This is a genomic window from Lysobacter antibioticus, from assembly GCF_001442535.1.
GTDB classification, from domain to species: domain Bacteria; phylum Pseudomonadota; class Gammaproteobacteria; order Xanthomonadales; family Xanthomonadaceae; genus Lysobacter; species Lysobacter antibioticus.
Genome location: NZ_CP013141.1, coordinates 4,986,266 through 5,006,864, shown reverse-complemented (window position 1 = coordinate 5,006,864; position 20,599 = coordinate 4,986,266). Strand labels below are relative to the sequence as shown.

The 20,599-nt window shown below is 67.0% G+C and carries 15 protein-coding genes and 1 riboswitch; of the genes, 8 read left to right on the top strand and 7 right to left on the bottom strand.

The features are described from left to right. Window positions 1-4: 4 nt before the first annotated feature. Window positions 5-394 (top strand): DUF6869 domain-containing protein, encoded by a 390-nt coding sequence (locus GLA29479_RS20320; RefSeq protein ID WP_144436651.1) that lies wholly within the window; start codon window positions 5-7, stop codon window positions 392-394. A gap of 173 nt (window positions 395-567) precedes the next feature. Here the strand turns inward: GLA29479_RS20320 and GLA29479_RS20315 are convergent, their stop codons facing one another. Further along, on the bottom strand, window positions 568-1,344 hold the full coding sequence (locus GLA29479_RS20315; RefSeq protein WP_057972661.1) for a hypothetical protein: 777 nt from the start codon (window positions 1,342-1,344) through the stop codon (window positions 568-570). Window positions 1,345-1,746: 402 nt separating this feature from the next. After that, window positions 1,747-3,192 carry an adenosylhomocysteinase gene (gene ahcY, locus GLA29479_RS20310; protein WP_057972660.1) on the bottom strand — a complete coding sequence of 482 codons (1,446 nt, stop codon included), beginning with the start codon at window positions 3,190-3,192 and terminating at the stop codon, window positions 1,747-1,749. A 72-nt stretch (window positions 3,193-3,264) separates the two neighbouring features. Further along, window positions 3,265-3,384, bottom strand: a riboswitch (S-adenosyl-L-homocysteine riboswitch). 261 nt (window positions 3,385-3,645) lie between these two features. Here ahcY and GLA29479_RS20305 point away from each other — a divergent pair. From GLA29479_RS20305 to GLA29479_RS20290, 4 genes are all read left to right on the top strand, one after another. After that, entirely contained in the window at window positions 3,646-6,207 is a 2,562-nt protein-coding gene (locus tag GLA29479_RS20305) for an alpha/beta hydrolase family protein (protein WP_057972659.1), read from the top strand. A gap of 360 nt (window positions 6,208-6,567) precedes the next feature. After that, window positions 6,568-8,253 carry a LysM peptidoglycan-binding domain-containing protein gene (locus GLA29479_RS20300; RefSeq protein WP_057972658.1) on the top strand — a complete coding sequence of 562 codons (1,686 nt, stop codon included), beginning with the start codon at window positions 6,568-6,570 and terminating at the stop codon, window positions 8,251-8,253. A 288-nt stretch (window positions 8,254-8,541) separates the two neighbouring features. Next, a complete protein-coding gene (locus GLA29479_RS20295; RefSeq protein ID WP_144436650.1) occupies window positions 8,542-9,414 on the top strand; it encodes a hypothetical protein in 873 nt (290 codons plus the stop codon). A 114-nt stretch (window positions 9,415-9,528) separates the two neighbouring features. Beyond that, complete coding sequence (locus GLA29479_RS20290; protein WP_057972656.1) at window positions 9,529-10,551, top strand: hypothetical protein; 1,023 nt, start codon at window positions 9,529-9,531, stop codon at window positions 10,549-10,551. Window positions 10,552-10,626: 75 nt separating this feature from the next. On the opposite strand, the gene metK is transcribed toward GLA29479_RS20290, so the two are convergent. Continuing rightward, entirely contained in the window at window positions 10,627-11,850 is a 1,224-nt protein-coding gene (metK, locus tag GLA29479_RS20285; protein ID WP_057917145.1) for a methionine adenosyltransferase, read from the bottom strand. A 255-nt stretch (window positions 11,851-12,105) separates the two neighbouring features. Between metK and olsF the strand changes: the two genes are divergently transcribed. Both olsF and GLA29479_RS20275 read left to right on the top strand, forming a co-directional pair. Beyond that, window positions 12,106-13,851, top strand: a complete 1,746-nt coding sequence (olsF, locus tag GLA29479_RS20280) for a bifunctional ornithine lipid synthase OlsF (protein ID WP_169795699.1) — start codon at window positions 12,106-12,108, stop codon at window positions 13,849-13,851. Beyond that, window positions 13,848-14,675 (top strand): UDP-2,3-diacylglucosamine diphosphatase, encoded by an 828-nt coding sequence (locus GLA29479_RS20275; protein WP_057917146.1) that lies wholly within the window; start codon window positions 13,848-13,850, stop codon window positions 14,673-14,675. The genes olsF and GLA29479_RS20275 overlap by 4 nt, the downstream gene beginning before the upstream one ends. Before the next feature lie 75 nt (window positions 14,676-14,750). Here GLA29479_RS20275 and GLA29479_RS20270 read toward each other — a convergent pair whose 3' ends face one another. Next, complete coding sequence (locus GLA29479_RS20270) at window positions 14,751-15,461, bottom strand: aspartate/glutamate racemase family protein (RefSeq protein ID WP_057972655.1); 711 nt, start codon at window positions 15,459-15,461, stop codon at window positions 14,751-14,753. Window positions 15,462-15,647: 186 nt separating this feature from the next. On the opposite strand from GLA29479_RS20270, the gene GLA29479_RS20265 reads away from it, so the two are divergent. Continuing rightward, window positions 15,648-16,739: a metal-dependent hydrolase gene (locus tag GLA29479_RS20265; protein ID WP_057972654.1), complete on the top strand. Its 1,092-nt coding sequence runs from the start codon at window positions 15,648-15,650 to the stop codon at window positions 16,737-16,739. 106 nt (window positions 16,740-16,845) lie between these two features. Here the strand turns inward: GLA29479_RS20265 and dusB are convergent, their stop codons facing one another. From dusB to GLA29479_RS20250, 3 genes are all read right to left on the bottom strand, one after another. Further along, window positions 16,846-17,844, bottom strand: a complete 999-nt coding sequence (gene dusB / locus GLA29479_RS20260) for a tRNA dihydrouridine synthase DusB (protein WP_057919949.1) — start codon at window positions 17,842-17,844, stop codon at window positions 16,846-16,848. 106 nt (window positions 17,845-17,950) lie between these two features. Next, a complete protein-coding gene (locus GLA29479_RS20255; RefSeq protein ID WP_057972653.1) occupies window positions 17,951-18,286 on the bottom strand; it encodes a YegP family protein in 336 nt (111 codons plus the stop codon). 130 nt (window positions 18,287-18,416) lie between these two features. Next, window positions 18,417-20,594 carry a TonB-dependent siderophore receptor gene (locus GLA29479_RS20250; RefSeq protein WP_057972652.1) on the bottom strand — a complete coding sequence of 726 codons (2,178 nt, stop codon included), beginning with the start codon at window positions 20,592-20,594 and terminating at the stop codon, window positions 18,417-18,419. Between the last annotated feature and the right edge of the window lie 5 nt (window positions 20,595-20,599).

Sequence of the window (20,599 nt, the reverse complement as noted above, 5' to 3'; positions counted from 1 at the left end):
CGTTATGAATGCCAATGCTATGGCGGATGCTTGGCTACGCAGGCTCGATAAGATTGTTGAGGGGAAGCTGGTGCTGACCGAGGACGTTCCTGATGAGACTGATTGGGTTGATGATCGAATATATTCGATCATCATTCGGGACCGGTCGTTTGATTTGATCGTTGAATTCGTCAATAAGGTTCTTGAGAGGCGCTCTACTGAAGAGGTTATGGATAATCTGGCGGCCGGGCCGGTCGAAACCATGTTGTTTCATGGTAGGGAAGTAGCGCTCGACTTGATTGTTGAGGAAGCGCGGCGAAACCGGTTATTCAAGCAAATGCTTGGCGGCGTCTGGCAAAATAATCTTTCCGATGAGCTGTGGGAGAAATTCTTGCAAGCAAGGGGTGAGATGTAACTTTCCTGACAAATTGCCTCAGCAAAAGAAACGGGCGCCGTGGCGCCCGTTTCTTTTGCTGCATTGATCCGTGTCGCACCCGAGTTCGGTCAGTGGCATTAATGACTTGGTCTACGCGTATTTTCGTTCGGCACTGGCGTGTCATGATGAGCAGCTGCTCCAGTAGCTGCCTGTCAAATCCCCGGAATACCCGGCACATCGTCCGGCAAGTCGATATCGGGCAGATCGATGTCCGGCAGGCTCACGTCCGGTAACAGATCGAGATTCAGGTCGGGCACCGCTACCGGCGGCAGGTCGGTGATGTCCGGGAACCAGGATTGTTCGGTGAGGCGATCGAACAGGCGTTCGCCCTGTTTGCCGACGGCGAGCGACGGCCCCAGCGGGGTGAAGGCGAAGGGACCGGCATCGCGCAGGTATTGCACGCCGGTGTCGCCGAGGATCTCCGGCACGTCCTCGGCCTCGAGTTTGCCGATGGTGATCTTGGTCTGATCGATGCCTTCCTGGTTGAGCACGTCGCCGATGTCCGGGGTCAGCGCGATCACCGTCAGGTCCTGCACGGACAGGCCGTACAGGCCGGAATCGACATAGGCGTCGGGATGGCTGGCGAAAGCGAAGCGGCGGAACGCGGCCGAATCGCGTTCCAGGTCGGCGAAGCCTTGCGGGTCGCGGATGCGGTAATCCTCGATCGCCGTCTGCAAGGCGAGGGTGGTCTTGTCGCGCCACTCCAGCCCTTCGGGCGACAGGTCGGTGCCGTCGAGTGCGGCGAACCGTTCCATGTACTTGTCGCCGTAGCCCATGTAGTAATCCGGCGGTTCGACGCCCGGGTTGCGCGCCTGGAAGTCGGCCAGGCGCTGTTCGTAGTAATCCGGGGTGCCGACCTCGACCGGCGCCGGATCGTTGGCGGGCGGGGTGTAGCTCGGAAACGACGGGCCGTCGATGGGGCGGATCATGGCGTGCTCCTGCAGGATCTCGCTGCCAGCCTAACGGCCGCGATGGCGCCTGCCAGCCTCGGTCGGACCCTAGGTCGGGCGGCGATTTGCCGGTTCAGCCGAGATGGATTCCAGTGTGCCTTCTGGTCCATTCCATGCAGTCGTCGGGGCGATGCATCGCTCGTGCCGATGCCTGTCGCGGCTCGCGCCGCTCCTACCCCAAAGCCCCGCATCCAAAGGGTAGGAGCGGCGCGAGCCGCGACCGCGATGCTGCGGCCAGCGGCGCCACTGCGATGCCCTAGCTGGCCGCGACGCGGCGTACCCCGCTCGATCGCACGGCCCTAAAGCAGCGCCGCACAAAAAAAACGGGCGCCGAAGCGCCCGTTTTTCTTGTCGCATCGATCCGCCTCGCGGCGGGACCGATCAGTAGCGGTAGTGATCCGGCTTGTACGGGCCGTCGACCGAGACGCCCAGGTACTTGGCCTGATCGTCGGTCAAGGTGGTCAGCTTCACGCCGATCTTTTCCAGGTGCAGACGCGCGACTTCTTCGTCGAGCTTCTTCGGCAGGATGTAGACCTTGGCTTCGTAGGTTTCCTTGTTCGCCCACAGCTCGATCTGCGCCAGGGTCTGGTTGGCGAACGAGTTGGACATGACGAAGCTCGGGTGGCCGGTGGCGCAGCCGAGGTTGACCAGGCGGCCTTCGGCCAGCAGGAAGATCGAGTTGCCACCGGCGAAGGTGTACTTGTCGACCTGCGGCTTGATGTTCAGGCGCTTGGCGCCCGACGCGGCCAGCGCATCGACCTGGATCTCGTTGTCGAAGTGGCCGATGTTGCAGACGATGGCCTGGTCCTTCATCTGCTGCATGTGGGCCAGGGTCAGCACGTCCTTGTTGCCGGTGGTGGTGACGTAGATGTCGCCGCGGCCGAGGGTGCTCTCGACGGTGTTGACCTCGAAGCCTTCCATCGCCGCCTGCAGGGCGTTGATCGGGTCGATCTCGGTGACCACGACGCGGGCGCCGTAAGCGCGCAGCGAATGGGCCGAGCCCTTGCCGACGTCGCCGTAACCGCAGACCACGGCGACCTTGCCGGCCAGCATCACGTCCATCGCGCGCTTGAGGCCGTCGGCCAGCGACTCGCGGCAGCCGTAGAGGTTGTCGAACTTCGACTTGGTGACCGAGTCGTTGACGTTGATCGCCGGGACCAGCAGCGAGCCGGCTTCGGCGAGCTGGTACAGGCGGTGCACGCCGGTGGTGGTCTCTTCGGAGACGCCCTTCCAATGCTTGACGACTTCGTGCCAGAAGCCCGGACGCTCGGCATGCACGCGCTTGAGCAGGTTCTTGATGACCTGTTCTTCGTGGTTGCCCGACGGGGTGTTGACCCAGCCGTCGCCGTTTTCGAGCTCGTAGCCCTTGTGGATCAGCAGGGTGACGTCGCCGCCGTCGTCGACGACCAACTCCGGGCCGCGGAACTTGACCGCGCCGTCGCCCGGGAAGGTCAGCGCTTCGAGGGTGCAATCCCAATACTCTTCCAGCGACTCGCCCTTCCAGGCGAACACCGGGGTGCCGCTGGCGGCGATCGCGGCGGCGGCATGGTCCTGGGTCGAGAAGATGTTGCACGAAGCCCAGCGCACGTCGGCGCCGAGGTCGCGCAGGGTCTCGATCAGCACCGCGGTCTGGATGGTCATGTGCAGCGAGCCGGTCACGCGCACGCCCTTGAGCGATTGCGCGGCGGCGTACTTCTTGCGGATCGACATCAGGCCCGGCATTTCGTGCTCGGCGATGTCGATTTCCTTGCGGCCCCAATCGGCCAGGGTGATGTCGGCGACCTTGTAGTCGCCTTCGGTCGAGAAGGTCTTGGGTACTGCGTTCATGGTGTGTCGCTCCAGTTCTTTGGGGAGCCGGCGGATGCCGGGTCCGGCGAGTCATCGCTCGAAAGCGATCGCTCAAACCGGGCGCCGTTGGGACTACGCCTCGCCGAGCCTGGCCGTCATTCTGGAAGTCCGTAGCGGGTACGGGCTTTGCGGAAAGTTCCGCGGATGACGGTCGCAGCGCCCCTCGGCGGGCTGAGCGCGCAGTATATCGCGGCGCCCATGACCATCGCACGGCGCAGAGCCGGATGCGCCTGAATATGACGTTCATCGCGAAACCGGGGCGGCCGCTCTGCGGCGTCCCGCAGCAGCCCCAATGGCATAGGCCGACGATCGCGGCAGCGGGCTAAGCTCGGTCCGGGGTCTGTGGCCGCATCGTCTGTGGCCGCATCGGCCGGCACGAGCCCCGCCAGGCCGCATGGCCCCGGATTTTCTTCACTACGGATCGGATCGAGCATGAACTCAGTCGCGCGACGCACCGGCCACGACGGCCAGCCCTCCCGTAAGCCGGCCCCCAAGGCCCAGCGCTGGCCGGCTTTGTTGCTGCTCCTGCTGCCGTTGGCGGCGACGGCGCAGACCGCGCCGGGCGGCGGCTACCAGCTGCCGCCGAAGGCCTTGCAGGCCATCGTCGACGCGCCGCGGCCGCCGCAGATGTTCACCAGCCCGAAGCGCGATCTGGTCGCGCTGGTGCAGACGCCGTCGCTGCCGGGCATCGAGGTGGTCGCGCAACCCGAACTCAAGCTCGCCGGCCTGCGCATTCATCCGCGCACCCGGGCGCAGAGCCGCTTCGCGTTCGGCACCGGTCTGAGCCTGCTCGATATCGCCAGCGGCAAGGGCCTGAAGGTGGAAGGCCTGCCGGCGCCGTTGTCGCTGGCGACCTTGGAGTGGTCGCCCGACCAGCGCTGGATCGCTTTCAACCGCGTCGACAGCGCCAGCGGCGCCAACGAGCTGTGGCTGCTCGAAGTCGGCCAGCGCCGCGCGCATAAGCTGGTGTCCGGCCTCAACACCGTATCCGGCCGCGGTTACGCCTGGATGCCGGACAGCCGCCGACTGCTGGTGCAGTTGCAGCCCGAGGGGCAGGGCGAAGCGCCGCCGGCGAACGCCACCCCGACCGGGCCGGCGGTGCAGGAAACCGAAATCAGCGCGACGGTCCGGCAGATCCGCACCTATCAGGACTTGTTGCGCAACGAGAGCGACGCGCGCGTATTCGAGTACTACCTGCGCTCGCAGCTCGCCACCGTCGATTTGACCGGTGCGGTGGTGCGCGCCGGCGCGCCGCAGTTGTATCTGGCGGCGACGCCGTCGCCCGACGGCCGCCATGTCCTGGCGACAAGAGTCGAGCGGCCGTTCTCGTATCAGGTGCCGGTGTCGATGTTCGCCCACCGCATCGAAGTGCTGGCGCCGGACGGCAAGTTCGAGCACGAGATCGCGCGCCTGCCCCTGGTCGACGGCTTGCCGACCGGCAACGACGCGGTGCCCACCGGCGTGCGCGAGATCGCCTGGCGCGGCGATGCGCCGGCGACCCTGGTCTGGGCCGAGGCCCAGGACGGCGGCGACCCGGCGCGCAAGACCGAGATCCGCGATGCGGTGATGATGCAGGCCGCGCCGTTCGAGCGGCCGCCGCAGACGCTGATGCGCCTGGGGGCGCGTTACGCCGGCGCGCATTGGGGTCGCGGCGATCTCGCCCTGGTCGATGAGTTCTGGTGGAAGACGCGGCAGACCCGCCAATGGCGGATCGCGCCGGACCATGGCGATCGTGCGCCCGAGCTGGTGTTCGAAGGGCTCAGCGAAGACCGCTACAACGACCCCGGCGAACCGGTCAGCACGCGCGATGCGAACGGCCAGCGCCGGCTGCTGACCAGCGCCGACGGCGCCAGCCTGTTCTACATCGGCCAGGGCGCTTCGCCCGAAGGCGACCGGCCGTTTCTCGACCGCTACGACCTGGCCGACAAGCAGCGGACCCGGCTGTTCCATTCGCAGGCGCCGCACTACGAAGCGCCGCAGGTCGTGCTCGACGACCAGGGTAAGCGCTTGCTGACCCTGCGCGAATCGCCGACCGAGCCGGGCAATCTGTACCTGCGCGATCTGGGCGCGAGCGACGCCGCTCCGGTCGCCTTGACCCGTTTCGCGCATCCGACGCCGCAGCTCAAGGACATCAAGAAAGAACAAATCCGCTACCAGCGTGCCGACGGCGTCGAGCTGACCGCCGACCTGTACTTGCCGCCGGGTTTCGACGCCAAGCGCGACGGCCCGCTGCCGCTGTTGATGTACGCCTATCCGGCCGAGTTCAAGTCGGCCGCCGCTGCCAGCCAGGTCACCGGTTCGCCCTACCGCTTCAACGCAGTCAGCTTCTGGGGCCCGCTGCCATACCTCGCGATGGGCTATGCCGTGCTCGACAACCCGTCGATGCCGATCGTCGGCGAAGGCGAGCGCGAACCCAACGACACCTACATCGAGCAGCTTACCTCGAGTGCGCAGGCCGCGGTCGATGAAGTGGTGCGCCGCGGCGTCGCCGACCGCGAGCGCATCGCGGTCAGCGGCCATTCCTACGGTGCCTTCATGACCGCGAACCTGCTCGCCCACACGCGCTTGTTCAAGGCCGGCATCGCCCGCAGCGGTGCCTACAACCGCACCCTGACTCCGTTCGGCTTCCAGGCCGAGGAGCGCAACTACTGGCAGGCCGAATCGACGTACCAGGCCATGTCGCCGTTCAACTACGCCGACAAAATCAAGGACCCGTTGCCGTTGATCCACGGCGAGCAGGACAACAACTCCGGCACCTTCCCGATCCAGAGCGAGCGCCTGTTCGCCGCGATCAAGGGCCTCGGCGGCAAGGCGCGGTTGGTGATGCTGCCGAACGAAAGCCATGGTTACCGCGCGCGCGAATCGATCCTGCACATGCTGGCCGAGACCAACCGCTGGCTCGATCAGTACGTCAAGAACGCCAAGCCCGCAGCGGCGAGGCCCAAGGCCGCTGGCGCGAAGTCCGCGGCGGACAAGGCGGCGGTTTCGAAGTAGACCTCGCCGTATCGGCGAAGCCGCGACGGCAACGAGCGGAACGGGACGGAGCGCGCTGCGCTCCGTTTCTGTTTGCAAGGCTCGGCCGGGTTTTGCGCTGCAGGGGGCTGGTCCGCTTGGTGCGGCCGCACGCAGGCAAGAGCCAATTCCTTTTGAACGATCGAGGCCGATTACGCCGGGGAAGCGCCGAGGAACGAGCGCACTAGCCAGGAATGAACACGATGCTGTTCCGATATCGGCATCAGTGCCGATGCGTGATTGGAGGACAAGGATCGCGAACGCCGCCGTTGCACTCTGGCGCCACGCCGGAGCCGCGCATCGCGCGCTTCGCCGTTCCCCCACCCGGTTATCGAGGCGCCCATGCACCTGTCCGCATCCCAGCTCGGCTACGTCCCTTCGGTTACGCCGCAGACCGAGCCGACCACGCATCAGGTCGCGCACGGCGAGACCCTTCCTGCGATAGCGGACCAGTACGGGGTTACCCCGCAAGCGCTGCGAGCGGCCAATCCCGAGTTGTTCCAGGACAAATGGCGCCTCGATGAAGCGCAGCAGAGCGGCCGCGCCGACCCCATCTTCTACGGCGACACCTTGCGGATCCCGGCTGCGCCGATGAGCGTGACGGCCGAGCCGATGGAGAGCCCTTACGAAGCCAGCCATGGCACGAGCAACAGCGAATTCAGCGCCGGCATGGGTTCGGTGAAGATCGCTTACAACCCGGGCGACAACGCCACCAAGGTCACGGTAACGAACGAGGCCGCCGTGGAGGGCTCCAGCCGGGTCGGATTCAAGATCAGCACCGAATCGTCGCTGGAAATCGGTTGGGTCGTGAAGGAGGGCAAGACCGAGTTCACCGTGACCGGCGCCAACGTCAACAAAACCCATGCCGAGGCCCGCAGCGGGCAACTGGAAGCCGAGGTGTCGGTCGGCGCGGGATTCCGCGCGCGCTACAAGGTGATCCTGCCTGGCGGAGACCACGACCCGAAGGAAGTGGCCAAGATCAATCCCTTCGACCCGAGCACGATTCCGCTCGGGGCGACCGTGATCATGGACGGTCAGTACTACACCCAGACCGAAATCGCCGGTTCGTTTCGCCATGTCGGCGGCGAGTCGGAGATCAAGGACGCCAGCGGTGTGAGCTATTCGATCACCCGCACCGGCTCGAACCAGGTGCAGATCATGAAGGGCCCGAGCGCTTCGATCGAGGCCTACAACGGCGGCGGCGTCCGCTTCAAGGGCGCGGGAGGCGTCGAGGGTTCGCTGACCGTGGGGCAGCAGATCAACGTAGGCGACTCGATGATGCGTACCGCGACGTTCGATCTGGACAGTGCCGCAGGCCGATCCGCCTATGCGAACTTCGTCGCCACCGGCGAAGCCGAGCATGGGGCGCCCGGGGTGTCCGATGTGGCGACGGTGCATCGCCTGGACGTGTCCTCGCAGGGCCGGCTCAAGCTCAAACTGAGCGCCGGCGAAGCAGAGGTGGAGGGCGACATCGCATTGCGCGCGTCCACGACCGGTACCTACACCCAGACGACGTATCCCGACGGCTCCATCGCCCTGACCAGTGAATTCAAGTACGGCAACAACGTGCCGCTGAAGGTGACCCAACGTTTCGACGCCGAAGGCAACGAAGTGCGATCCGAGCGCACCTACGAATACACCGTCGACACCAGCGGCCTGGGCAACCATTCGGCGCAGCAGATCAATTGGGTGCTCAGCGGCGGAGCCAGCGAGAGCGGCCCGGCGATCCCGGGCGAGAAGGTCAAACTGACCTTCAGCGAGGGCGAGATGCGCGCCTTGAACGCGCAAGCCGAAAAGGCCGGCGACACCTACGCGCCGGGTAACTCGATCGCCTCCCTGACCGACGACGGCGACGGTCATTCGCGCAGCACCTTCGCTTTCGCCGTCGGCCTGTCGCGCACGTCCAACCAGGACAAGTACGGTTTCGCCAACAGTCTGCTGGAAATCTCCTATGCGGCGGACGGCCACATGTCCAGGGGCGACTTCGATCGCATCAGCATGGATGTGGAGAAGCACAACGCCAAATGATGCGAGCGGCAGGGGGCGCCAAGCTGCGTCGCGCCCGGGCGAGGGGGATACGAAAGGGCCGCTGTTGCGGCCCTTTTGCGTTCTTGGAAGCGAGACTGCGCGCATCTGGCCGTGAGCTGCCTTGCAAGGCAATGCCGTCGGCCCCGCGTGCGAGCTGCGGGACGATGGCGGCGAGCGTGATCGGCGCTCGGAATTCGGGAGCTACAGGAATCATTCGATCGGGAGAGCGACATGCGAGTCAAAGTAGGCCTGGACGAATGGCTTGCGGCCGACCCGAAGCAGACCGACTTGATCACCGACGGTTTGCTGGGCTGCGTCGCGGTGGGACTGACCCGCAAGGACCGCATCGCTTTGACGCACGTCTACGACGAGGCCAAGGACGAGGCCCTTTGGCCGAGCTACCAAGAGAAGCTCGACGAGGCCTTGCAGGCCTCTCGGTTGGGCGAGCCGAAGGATATCCGCGCGGTGCTGGTGTATTCGGACCCCACCAGCGGATTGCTTTGCGATCGCATCGAGGCTTGGCTATCGCAACGCGGGATCCAGTCGGAACGGCGCATGGACGACGGCTGCCGGGTTTGCGCGGTAAAGCAGGATGCCGTCGTGCGCGACAAGAGCGCCGATCAGCAGAGCAGCGACTACAGCTATGGCTATCGGACCACGATCGAGGATGCGCTGCCGGTGGAGCGCTTCGCCCTGTCGGCGAAGGCCGGAGCGGCGACGAAGGCGCTGCAGGACCCGGATACGCCAGTGCCCGTCGCCAAGCCGATCCTGCTGACCGATGCCTCGCATCCGGCGCACCGGCTTTTCGCTTCGGTTCTGGGCCAGATCGACGGGCTGGCGCCGAGCATGTTCACGAAGTCGCCGTACTGGAAGAACGAAGTCGCGGCGGCGCTGACGGTGAAGTGTCTGGACGCGGGCATCCGCGACGGAGTCGAGAAACTCGCCTACGGCAAGGACGACACCGATACGGTATTCGCGTTGGTGGGCGGTCAGGAGGGCGCTCGCCACGACTTGTGCGCGAATGTCTTCGAGCTCGGCGAGGACTATCTGCCGGTTGCGAGCGAGCTGGCTCGGGTGAAGTCTTCCGAGCTGGGCATGCAGCCGGGCCTGCCGGTGGAGCACGCGCAAACCCAGCAAGGCGGCCAGACCAAGGGCATGTGAGGCGGCGCTGCGGCCACGTGTCCCGGCCGTGTTTGCCGCTGTTTTTCGTTCGGTCATTCAGTTCGATGCGGCGAATCCTCGCCGTGATCGCCCGAACCCGAACCGGAGAAGGTAATGAACGATCGCGTCAAAGTCGGTTTGAACGAATGGATGGTCGCCGATGCCGGCACCACGGACTTGGTCACCGACGGCTTGTCCGGTTGCGTGGCGGTGGGCTTGGCGGGCAACGGCAAGGTCGCGCTGTCGCATGTCTACTCGGGTTGCGACAGCGAGAAGGCCTGGGGCGATTACCATCCCAAGCTTGAAGCCGCCCTGGAAAGTTCGGGTTTGGGCGACCTGACCGGGAAGAAAGCCGTGCTGGTATGCGCCCAGGGCGAGAACGCCGCAGGCCAGGACGGATGGTTGCCCGGCAAGCTCAAGACCTGGCTCGAAAGCAAGGGCGCGGTGGTCGAAACCTGCCAGGACAACGGTTGCCGGATTTCCGCCGCCGCCGATGTCGTGGCCTCGACCTTGAAGAAGCACGACACCGCCGAGAATTACAGCCACGGTTACCAGACCTCGCGGGACTACGGGCTGTCGGCCGACCCGAGTGCCGAAGCGGTCACCCTGTCGAAGCTCGGCAAGCCTTGTTATCCGGCGGCCCTGGCGCAGGCGAAGGAAACGCCAAGCGAGTCGGCGCCGGCTCTGGTTGTCGGGGCCGGCAAACCGGCAGAGGCGGTGATGGTGAACGATAAAAAGCACCCGATGCACGGCCTGTACTCGGAGATCCTGGGCAAGATGCCCGGCGACGCGTTCTATCTGAAAGAGGGCGAGAAAGTCGCCGACCTGTTCAGCGCTCAACAAGCGGCAGCGGCCTTGACCGTGGCCTGCATGAAGCGGGGCATCTACGGCGATATCGACGAGGTCAAGACCTTCGTGCCGCGGGGCAAGGAGGACACGATGTTGAGCGCGACCGAACGCGGCACGAGCGAATCGCGCACCTTCGCGGCGGTAAATCTCGAAGACGTCTGCGATATGTCGATGTCGAAGCTGAGCACCGAGGCGGCGAGCCTGCATGCCGCGCGGATGCTGTCGGCGACGCCGTCGAACAGCAACCCGTCGCAGACGGTCGGAGGCGCTTCGACTCAACACCTGTGAGCTGCGCAAGCCGCACCGACCACGAAAAAGGGCCGCTTTCGCGGCCCTTTCTCTTGATGCGATGTCGCTGCCGGCTTACTTCTTCAGCCCGGCATCCTTGCGCAGGTCGTCGGCCTTGTCGGTCTTTTCCCACGAGAACGCGGTCGCGGTCTGCTTCTTGCCGGCGCCGTCGACGTAGCTGACTTCCTTCGGCTTGCGGCCGAAGTGGCCGTAGGCGGCGGTGAGCTGGTAGACCGGGTGGATCAGGTCGAGCATCTTGACGATGCCGTACGGGCGCAGGTCGAAGTGCTTGCGGATCAGCTTCTCGATCTTGTCGTCGCTGATCTTGCCGGTGCCGAAGGTGGTGACCGAGATCGAGGTCGGCTCGGCCACGCCGATGGCGTAGGAGACCTGCACTTCGCACTTGTCGGCCAGGCCGGCGGCAACGATGTTCTTGGCCACGTAACGCGCGGCGTAGGCGGCCGAACGGTCGACCTTCGACGGGTCCTTGCCCGAGAACGCGCCGCCGCCGTGACGGGCCATGCCGCCGTAGCTGTCGACGATGATCTTGCGGCCGGTCAGGCCGCAGTCGCCGACCGGGCCGCCGATCACGAAGATGCCGGTCGGGTTGATGTGGACCTTGCTCTTGGGCAGCTTTTCGAGCCACGCCTTCGGCAGCACCGGCTTGAGGACGTGCTCATACACGCCTTCGACCAGGTCCTTCTGCTTGATGCCCGGATCGTGCTGGGTCGACAGGACCACGGCGTCGAGGCCGACCACCTTGTGCTCGGCGTCGTAGCGCAGGGTGACCTGCGACTTCGCGTCCGGGCGCAGCCAGGGCAGCTTGGAGTTCTTGGCCTTGCGGATCTTGGCCTGCTGCTCGACCAGGCGGTGCGAGTAGTAGATCGGCGCCGGCATGAATTCCGGGGCTTCGTTGCAGGCGTAGCCGAACATCAGGCCCTGGTCGCCCGCGCCCTGTTCTTCCGGCTTCTTGCGGTCGACGCCGGCGGCGATGTCGGGCGACTGCTTGCCGAGCATGTTGATGATCGCGCAGGTGTGGCCATCGAAGCCGACATTGGAATTGTCGTAGCCGATGTCGTTGATGACCTTACGCGCGATGGCTTCGATGTCGACCCACGCATTGGTGGTGACTTCGCCGGCGACGATCGCCGCGCCCGTCTTCACCATCGTCTCGCAGGCCACGCGCGCGCGCTTGTCCTGGGCCAGGATGGCGTCGAGGACGGCGTCGGAGATCTGGTCGGCGATCTTGTCCGGGTGGCCTTCGGAGACGGATTCGGAGGTGAACAGGTAGCTGGACATCGAGGCTATATCCTCGTATTCGGATAGAAAGATGGCCGCACATAATACAGGCTCGGCCGCGAGCGCGCATTGTGCCGTGTCTTGGGGTTGCCGGGGGTTAAGCGGTCTTTAACTGCGGCCTATGTCCGGAATCTTCGGGGAAAAAGCCCGTCGGGGACCGCCGCTGGCCGTGTCACCGGACTGACCCGAAACCGCCATGATCCTGTCGCCGCCCCGGCTCAGGCTGCCCGGCATACCGCCGCCGATGCGACGCCGATGCTGCAATTCGAACGCCGACTGCAAGAGCGCTTCCCGCAATGGTTCCGGGGTCGCCGGGCCGGGATCGCCCGTCCTTTGCTCCGCACCATCGGGCGTTGGTCGAAATTCGACCGGGTCGATGGCTTCCTGGCCGAGAACGGCCACCTGCGCGGCTTCGCCTTCGTCACCGCCGCGCTGGATTTCCTGCAGGCGCGCTACCTGGTCGAGGCCGCCGAGCTGCAGCGGATTCCCGCGACCGGCCGCCTGCTGATCGTCGCCAACCATCCGTCCGGGGCGGTCGACGCCCTGGCCCTGCTCGATGCGGTGGCCCGCGTGCGCCGCGACGTCCGCATCGTCGCCAACGATTTGCTGTCGGCGCTCGACGGCCTCGAAGGTCTGATCCTGCCGGTGCGCATTCTGGGCGGCCGGCCGAGTCCCGACAGCCTGCACGCGATCGAGGCCGCGCTGCAGGCGGAACAATGCGTGATCGTGTTTCCGGCCGGGGAAGTCGCCCGGCTCGGACTGCGCGGGGTCACCGACGGCCGCTGGCGGCGCGGTTTCCTGCGTTTCGCCCGCAAGACCGCCGCGCCGGTGCTGCCGGTGCGGATCGAGGCGCGCAACTCGGCGCTGTTCTACGGCGCCTCGGCTTTGTTCAAGCCGGCCGGCACCGCCCTGCTGGCGCGCGAGATGTTCGCCCGCCGCGCGCGCCGGGTCGCGCTGCGGATCGGCCGGCCCTTGCGACTGCCGGTCGACGGCGACGCCGAGCGCTTGTTGCGCGAGGTGCGGCGCGAGCTGCATGCGATCGGCACGCCGCGCGAGCGCTCGGCGCCGATCGGGCCGGAAGCGCTGATCGACGCGGTCGATCCGGCGCTGGTGCGGGCCGGGGTCGAGGCGATGGAATCGCTGGGCCAGACCATCGACGGCAAGCAGATCCGGGTCGGCGTGCTGCCGGCCGGTGCGCCCCTGCTGCGCGAAATCGGCCGCCTGCGCGAGCTGACCTTCCGCGCGGTCGGCGAGGGCACCGGCCAACGCCTGGACGTCGACGTCTTCGACAGCTGGTACGAACACATCGTGCTGTGGGATGCCGCCGAGGCCAAGATCGCCGGTGCCTACCGCATCGCGCGCGGCAGCCGCGTGTTGGCCGAGCGCGGCCTGGCCGGGCTCTACACCGCGTCCTTGTTCCGCTATGCCGACGACGCGGTGCCGCGCCTGGTCCAGGGCATGGAGCTCGGCCGCAGCTTCGTCGTGCCCGAGTACTGGGGCAGCCGCAGCATCGATTACCTGTGGCAGGGCATCGGCGCCTATCTGTGCCGGCATCCGGGCGTGCGCTATCTGTTCGGGCCGGTCTCGATCAGTGCCGCCCTGCCGGCCGACGCGCGCGAACAGATCGTCGCCTACTACGCCCGTTATTACGGCAGCGACGAGTCCGCCGCGGTGTCGAAGCAGCCGTTCGTGTACCGGGCGGCGCCGCCGCAGTTCGACGCGCTCGACGCGGCGACCGCTTTCCGCGTGCTCAAGGGCAATCTCGACGCGCTCGGCGCCAGCCTGCCGATGCTCTACAAGCAGTACACCGACCTGTGCGAACCCGGCGGTGCGCGTTTCCTGGCTTTCGGCGTCGACCCGGCCTTCAGCGACGCGGTCGACGGCCTGATCGAAGTGGACCTGCAGCGCTTGCGCCCGAAGAAGCGCGAGCGTTACCTCGGCGCCGCGCCGCGCGCGCTCGAGTCCGGCATCGAACCCGCCGCCAGCGAGGCCGTGTCATGACGCCTGCATCGATCACGCAATTGCCGATCCGCCGCAGGGCGGTGTTCGTCTCCGACGTGCATCTGGGGGCCAAACACTGCCATGCCGAGGAGTTCGCCGACTTTCTGCAGAACCTGCGTTGCGATCGTCTGTATTTGGTCGGCGACATCGTCGACCTCTGGTGGATGGCGCAACGCCGCGCCGCCTGGGGCTCGGCCCAATACCGCGTGGTCGAGGCGCTGCATGCGCTGGTGCGCGCCGGCACCGAGCTGATCTACGTGCCGGGCAATCACGACCGCTCGATCCGTCGCTTCTGCGGCCTGGTGTTGCCGCGCATGCAGGTGCGGCGACGCGCGATCCACCTGACCGCCGACGGCCGCCGCCTGCTGGTGACCCACGGCGACGATTACGACACGGTGACCCAGTTCGGCGGCATGCAGGAGAAATTCGGCGACTGGTTGTACGAGCGCATCCTCACCAGCAATCGCCTGACCAACCGCGTGCGCCGCCGCTTCGGCCTGCGCTACTGGTCGCTCGCCGATTTCCTCAAGCGCCAGAGCGGCGCGGCCGAACGCTACATCTCGCGCTTCGTCCAGGCCGGCCTGGGCGACGCCAGCCGGCGCGGTCTCGACGGCATCGTCTGCGGTCATATCCACCGCGCCGCCTTGTTCGAGCGCGACGGCTGCGTCTATGCCAACGACGGCGATTGGGTCGAAAGCCTGACCGCCTTGGCCGAAGACCCCGACGGCACCCTGCGCCTGCTGGCCCACACCGGCGAGACCCTGGCGCTGTTGCCGGCGCGCGCGCCGCGCCTGCTGCCAGGCGCGCTGCCGCACGCGGCCTGAGCTAGCCTGGAAGCTCGATCTCGCTCTGCTCCCTCTCCCACTTGCCGGGGAGGGCCGGGGTGAGGACCGTCGCGATCAATCGCCCGACACCGCCCGCTTCAACGCCGCCCGCGCCAATAAACGAGTCGAATCCAGAGTCGGCAGCGGCGAGTTCTCGTCGCTGATGATCAAGGGGATCTCGGTGCAGCCGAGCACGACCGCATCGCAGCCGGCGTGCTTGAAGCGTTCGATCACCTGTTGGAAGTACGCGACCGATTCGGGCTTGAAGCTGCCATAGACCAGCTCGTCCATGATGATGCGGCCGATCTGCGCGCGTTCTTCCGCGCTGGGGCGCACATAGTCCAGGCCCAGCGCGCCGAGTTTGTCCGGATAGACCTCGCTCTCGACCAGCCAGCGCGTGCCGGTGATGCCGATGCGGCGAAAGCCGCGTTCGGCCGCGCGCTGCGCCACGACCTGCGCGATGTGCAACCACGGCAGCGGCGAACGCGCCTCGACGTAGGCCATGGCCTGGTGAATGGTGTTGTCGGGGCAGATCAGGAACTGCGCACCGGCCGCGGCCAGCTTGCGCGCCGACGACAGCATCAGCTCGCCGACGCCGTCGAGGTCGCCGCGATCCAGGCAGCTCACGTAGTCGGCCAGGGAATGGCTGTGCAGGGAAATTTCCGGATGCGCATGCGGACCGAGCAGGCGCGCGCCCTCGGCGCAGATCGTCCGATAGCACAGCGCCGCGCCCTCGGCCGAGCAGGCGACGATACCGATGGGCTTGGGCAGGGGGCGGTTCGGCATGGCGGACGATTCCTGGCGGACGATGCTTGGGGGGAGCGGGGCGTCGATCGGATCTGTGTCGACCGATTATCGAGGAGCGCCGCGTCCGCTTCCAGGCAGGGCCGCGAGCGGCGTGAATTACGGCCCGGACGCCCTCCCAACGAAAAACAAACTCGCCGCCGCCGGGCCTGCGGTTAGCATTCGCGCATGGATTCCTTGACTCAAATCGTGCTCGGCGCGGCGCTGAGCGCCGCCATCGCGCCCGCCGGGCATCGCCGCGCGGCCTTGCTTGCCGGCGCCGCACTGGGCACCTTGCCCGACCTCGACGTTATCCCGGTCAACCTGTTCACTGCCGACCCGGTCGAACGCATGACCTGGCACCGCAGCCTCAGCCACTCGCTGCTGGTGCTGCCCTTCATCGCCTGGGCGATCTGGGCCTGGTGCCGCGAACGCGGCGGCCGCGTCGCGCAGTCGCCCAAGCGCTGGTTCTGGGCGATGCAGGCGGCCTTGCTGACCCATCCGGTGCTCGATGCCTTCACCGTCTACGGCACCCAGTTGCTGTGGCCGCTGCCGGTCAAACCGGTGATGTGGTCGAGCGTCTTCATCATCGACCCGCTGTACACGGTGTGGTTGTTGCTCGCCTGCGTGGTGGCCTGGTTCGCGCGCGAACGCAGGCTCGCGCAACCGGCGCTGGTGGTCGGCCTGGCCTTGAGCTCGCTGTACCTGGGCGGCTCGTTATGGGCCAAGTCGCGGGTCGAACACGAGGCCGAAGCCGCATTGGCCAAGCTCGGGCTGGAGGACGCGCCGCGTTTCTCGGTGCCGATGCCGTTCAACACCCTCCTGTGGCGGGTGGTGGCGATGACGCCCGGCGGTTTCGTCGAAGGCGAGCGTTCGCTGGTCGCCGATCGCGGGCCGATGCGGTTCCGTGCCTACGACTCCGATATGGAGGCTTTCAGGCAGGTCAGCGGTTATCCGGCCGTGCATCGTTTGAACTGGTTCAACCACGGCTTCATGAAAGCCGAGCAGCGCGACGGCCGCCTGATCGTGACCGACCTGCGCATGGGCGCCGAGCCCGACTACAGCTTCCGCTTCGCGGTGGCCGAGCGCGCCGCCGAGTCCTGGCGCGAGATTCCGCCGCAGCAGTTGCAATGGCCCTGGGATGCGGCGCGCAAGCTGCCGGCGATGTGGACGCGGATCTGGCAGGAGCCGGAGATCGTCGCCGAGGCCCAGGCGCCCGTACCGACCTCGATGCGCGCCGCGGCGATCCCGGCGCAGAGCCACAACGGCGGCATGCGCTGAGCCGCCGCTCGATGGCGGAGCCGCACTCGAGAAGACACCGCGTTGCGGCTCATGCTGCAGCGCACAGGGTAGGTAGCGCGGCGAATCGGAGCCGGACGAACGCCGCTCAGGCCGCGACCGGCAGGTCCGGCGCGACGCCCGCGACCAGGGCGTCGAAGTAATCGCGGGTCAGCCGCAACTGCAGTTCGGCGGTGTCGGCGCGATTGACCACGGCACGGAAGGCGGCGTTCTCGGGACGGTCCTTGGCGTACCAGCCCAGATGCTTGCGGGCGATGCGCACGCCCGAGACTTCGCCGTAGAACGCGTGCAGGTGTTCGAGATGGCCGAGCAGGATGTCGCGCACCTCGGCCAGGGTCGGCGGCGCCAGTTCTTCGCCGTGCGCCAGGTAATGGGCGATCTCGCGGAAGATCCACGGCCGCCCTTGCGCGGCGCGCCCGACCATGACCGCGTCGCAGCCGGTGTGGGCGAGGACGAAGGCAGCCTTGTGCGGCGAATCGATGTCGCCGTTGGCGATCACCGGGATCGACAGCGCCGCCTTGATCGCGGCGATGGTGTCGTACTCGGCGCTGCCGGTGTACTGCTGGTCGCGGGTGCGGCCGTGCACGGCGAGCGCGGCGATGCCGGCGTCCTGCGCGATGCGGGCGATGTTCGGGGCATTGCGCTGGTCGTGGTCCCAGCCGGTGCGGATCTTCAGCGTGACCGGCACGTCGACCGCCTTGACCACGGCCTCGACGATGCGCCCGACCAGGGCCTCGTCGCGCATCAGCGCCGAGCCGGCCCAGGCGTTGCAGACCTTCTTGGCCGGGCAGCCCATGTTGATGTCGACGATCTGGGCGCCGTGGTCGACGTTGTAGCGGGCCGCGTCGGCCATGATCTGCGGCACCGTGCCGGCGATCTGCACGCTGATCGGGTCGGGCTCGCCGTCGTGGTCCATGCGGTGGCGCGACTTGGCCGTGCTCCAGAAGCGCGGGTCGCTGGTGGTCATCTCGGACACGCACAGGCCCGCACCCAGGCGCTTGCTCAGCACCCGGAAGGGCTTGTCGGTGACCCCGGCCATGGGCGCGAGGATCACGCGCGGCATGAGGGAGTAGGGGCCGATGCGCATGGGCGGCATTGTAAGCCACCCTGCGCGCGGGCCAGGTCAGGCCGTCCGTGGCCGGCCGTTCGCAGCCGGCCGCGAGGGGCCGGTCTGCCGCCGAGGCGGACCTCGCTCAGGCGGTGGGGTCGTCCACGGCCGCGGTCGGGGCGTTCAGCCTGACCGAGGCGACGCCTTTTTCGAGCGCGCCGTTGCTGGAGTACAGCTCGCTGGTGCCGACGATCTCGCCGTTGGCGGCCTTGAGCACGAAATAGGGACGCTCGCTGGACGAGGTTTTGCGCTCGTAACGGGCGTCGTTCTGGCTGTTCGTGCGCACCGCCTCGATGCCGTTGATGCACGAGGGCTTGGCCTTGTAGCCCTCGCTGCTGAGGATGGGCTCGCCGTTGCCGGCCTTGAGCACGAACTGGAATTCGCCGTTGCTGCGCTTGCTGATCAAGAACCTGCCTGCCATTTTCGTTCCCTCGGTTAGGCCGCCTGCGGCGGACGTGTGACATCCGGTTACACGTCGATAGAACGCGGTTGTGAACCCGATCCGGCCGCAGGCCGCGACCGCCGGTCGGCGGAGCCGGGCGCGGGCCGCCTCAGAAGTCGTAACGCACGGTCGCCGTCACGTTTCGCTCCTCGCCGTAGTAGCAGTACAGCAGGCTGGCGCACGAGGCCACGTAGCGCTTGTCGAGCAGGTTGTTGGCGTTGACCCGCAGGCTCAGCCCGCGCAGGGCGGCCGAGGCGCGTCCGAGTTCATAGCGCAGCGACAGGTCCATCAGGGTGTAGGCCGGCACTTTGCGGGTGTTGATACGGTCGGCCCAACTGCTGCCGACATGGCGCAGGCCGGCGCCGACGCCCAGGCCGCCGGCGAAGGCGTAGTCGGCCCACAGGCTGGCCATGTGCCGCGGCGCCTGGTACGGCGTCTTGCCGCGGTAGGCCGCTTCGCCGCGTTCGTATTCCATGTCGGTGTAGGTGTAGCTGGCCATTGCGCTGAAGCGCTCGCCGAGCTGCGACTTGGCCTCCAGTTCCAGGCCGCGCGAACGCACCTGGCCGGCGGGCTCGTGGTAGTTGGTCGCGAGCACGCGCGAGGCGACGTGGTTCTGCACCAGGTCGTAGGCGGCTATCGAGAGCAGGCTTTCGCTGCCGGGCGGCTGGTGCTTCAGGCCGATTTCGTTCTGCCGGCTTTCGGTCGGTTCGAGCAGGCGGTGGTCGCGGCCGACGTAGAGGTTGGGATTGAACGACTCGCTATAGCTGAGGTACGGCGACAGGCCGTTGCCGAACAGATACACCGCACCGAGGCGCGAAGTGAAGCGCGAGCCGCTCCAGCTCGAACGCGTGGCGTGATCGCGATCGATGTTGGCCATATGCACGCGGTCGCCGCGGCCGCTCAGCGAGAACCGCCATTGCCGCAGGGCGATCTGGTCGTGGAGGTAGAGCCCCGTCTGCTCGAAATCGTGGCGCCAATGGTTGCGCGCCTCGCTGATCCGGCCCTGGCCGTAGCGCGGCGAGAAGGCATCGAGAGGGGCGGCGACGCCGGACAGCCAATAACCCTGATTCTCGCGGTTCTGATAGTCCAGGCCGAGCGACACAGTGTGGGCGAAGGCGCCGGTCTCGAAGCGGCCCTGGACCTGGTTGTCGACGGCCTGTGCCCGCAGCGCTTCGTCGCCGCCGGTGTAGTAGCGATTGAGTTCGGTCGCGCTGGCCCAGCCGTAGCCGTAGACCTGACGTAGGGCGACGTCGGAGTCGACGTGCCGGTAGTGCTGGCGGAAGCTCCAGTTCGGGCCGAAACGATGCTCGAACCGATAACCGAGCAAGCGTTCGCGGCGCGAGTAAGCGTCGCGGCCGGGCTCGCCGTCGAACAGGCGCGGCGAGATGCGGCGGCCGTTATGCGTGGTGTCGAGGGTGGCGTCGGCGGGCACGCCGCTGTGATAGCCGCCGTCGGGGTCGTGTTGCAGATAGGCCTGCAGCAACAGATCGGTGCCTTCGCCGAACTGCAGCAGCAGCGACGGCGCCAGGGCGTAGCGTTCGCGCCGTGTGTGTTCGACCTGGGTTTCGGAAGAGCGGCCCAGGCCGACCAGGCGGTAGGCGGCGCGGACTTCGCCGTCTTCGCGCAGCGGGCCGGTGAAATCGAACGCGGCGCCGGACTGACGGCGAGTGCCGAAGGTCGCCTCGATCGAACGGGCGTAGTCGAATTGCGGCTGCTTGCTGGTCAACGCGGCGAAACCGCCGGGCGAGGCGCGGCCGTACAGCACCGAGGAGGGGCCGCGGAACACGTCGATGCGTTCGAGAAAATACGGGTCGATCTGCAGCGAGTTGTAGCCGGCCGAATCGCCGAGCAGCTTGAGGCCGTCGAGAACGCTGTTGTCGGTGCTGTTGTCGATGAAGCCGCGCAGGGCGATGTAGTCGTAGCGGTCGGCCGAACCGACCAGACCGACGAAGGCGCCCGGCGTGTAGCGCAAGGCTTCCGAGACGCTGCGCGGTTTCTGGTCGTCGATCTGCTGGCGGCTCACCACTGAGACCGACAGCGGCGTTTCCAGCAGCGGGGTATCGGCCTTGGTGACGCCGGTGCTCCAGCGGGCGAGATAGCGCGCCTGGCGCTGCGCCTGCACGGTGACCTCGTCGAGCGTTTCGATCGCATCGCGCGCCTCGCTCGTCGAATCGGGAGCGTCCTGCCTGGCCGGCGGCGACTGAGCCGGCGCCGGCGAGGCGAATGCGGCGCACAGCAGGGCCAGCGCGCTGCCGCGCCGGCTTTGAAGCAGGAAGTACGACGACATCGAGC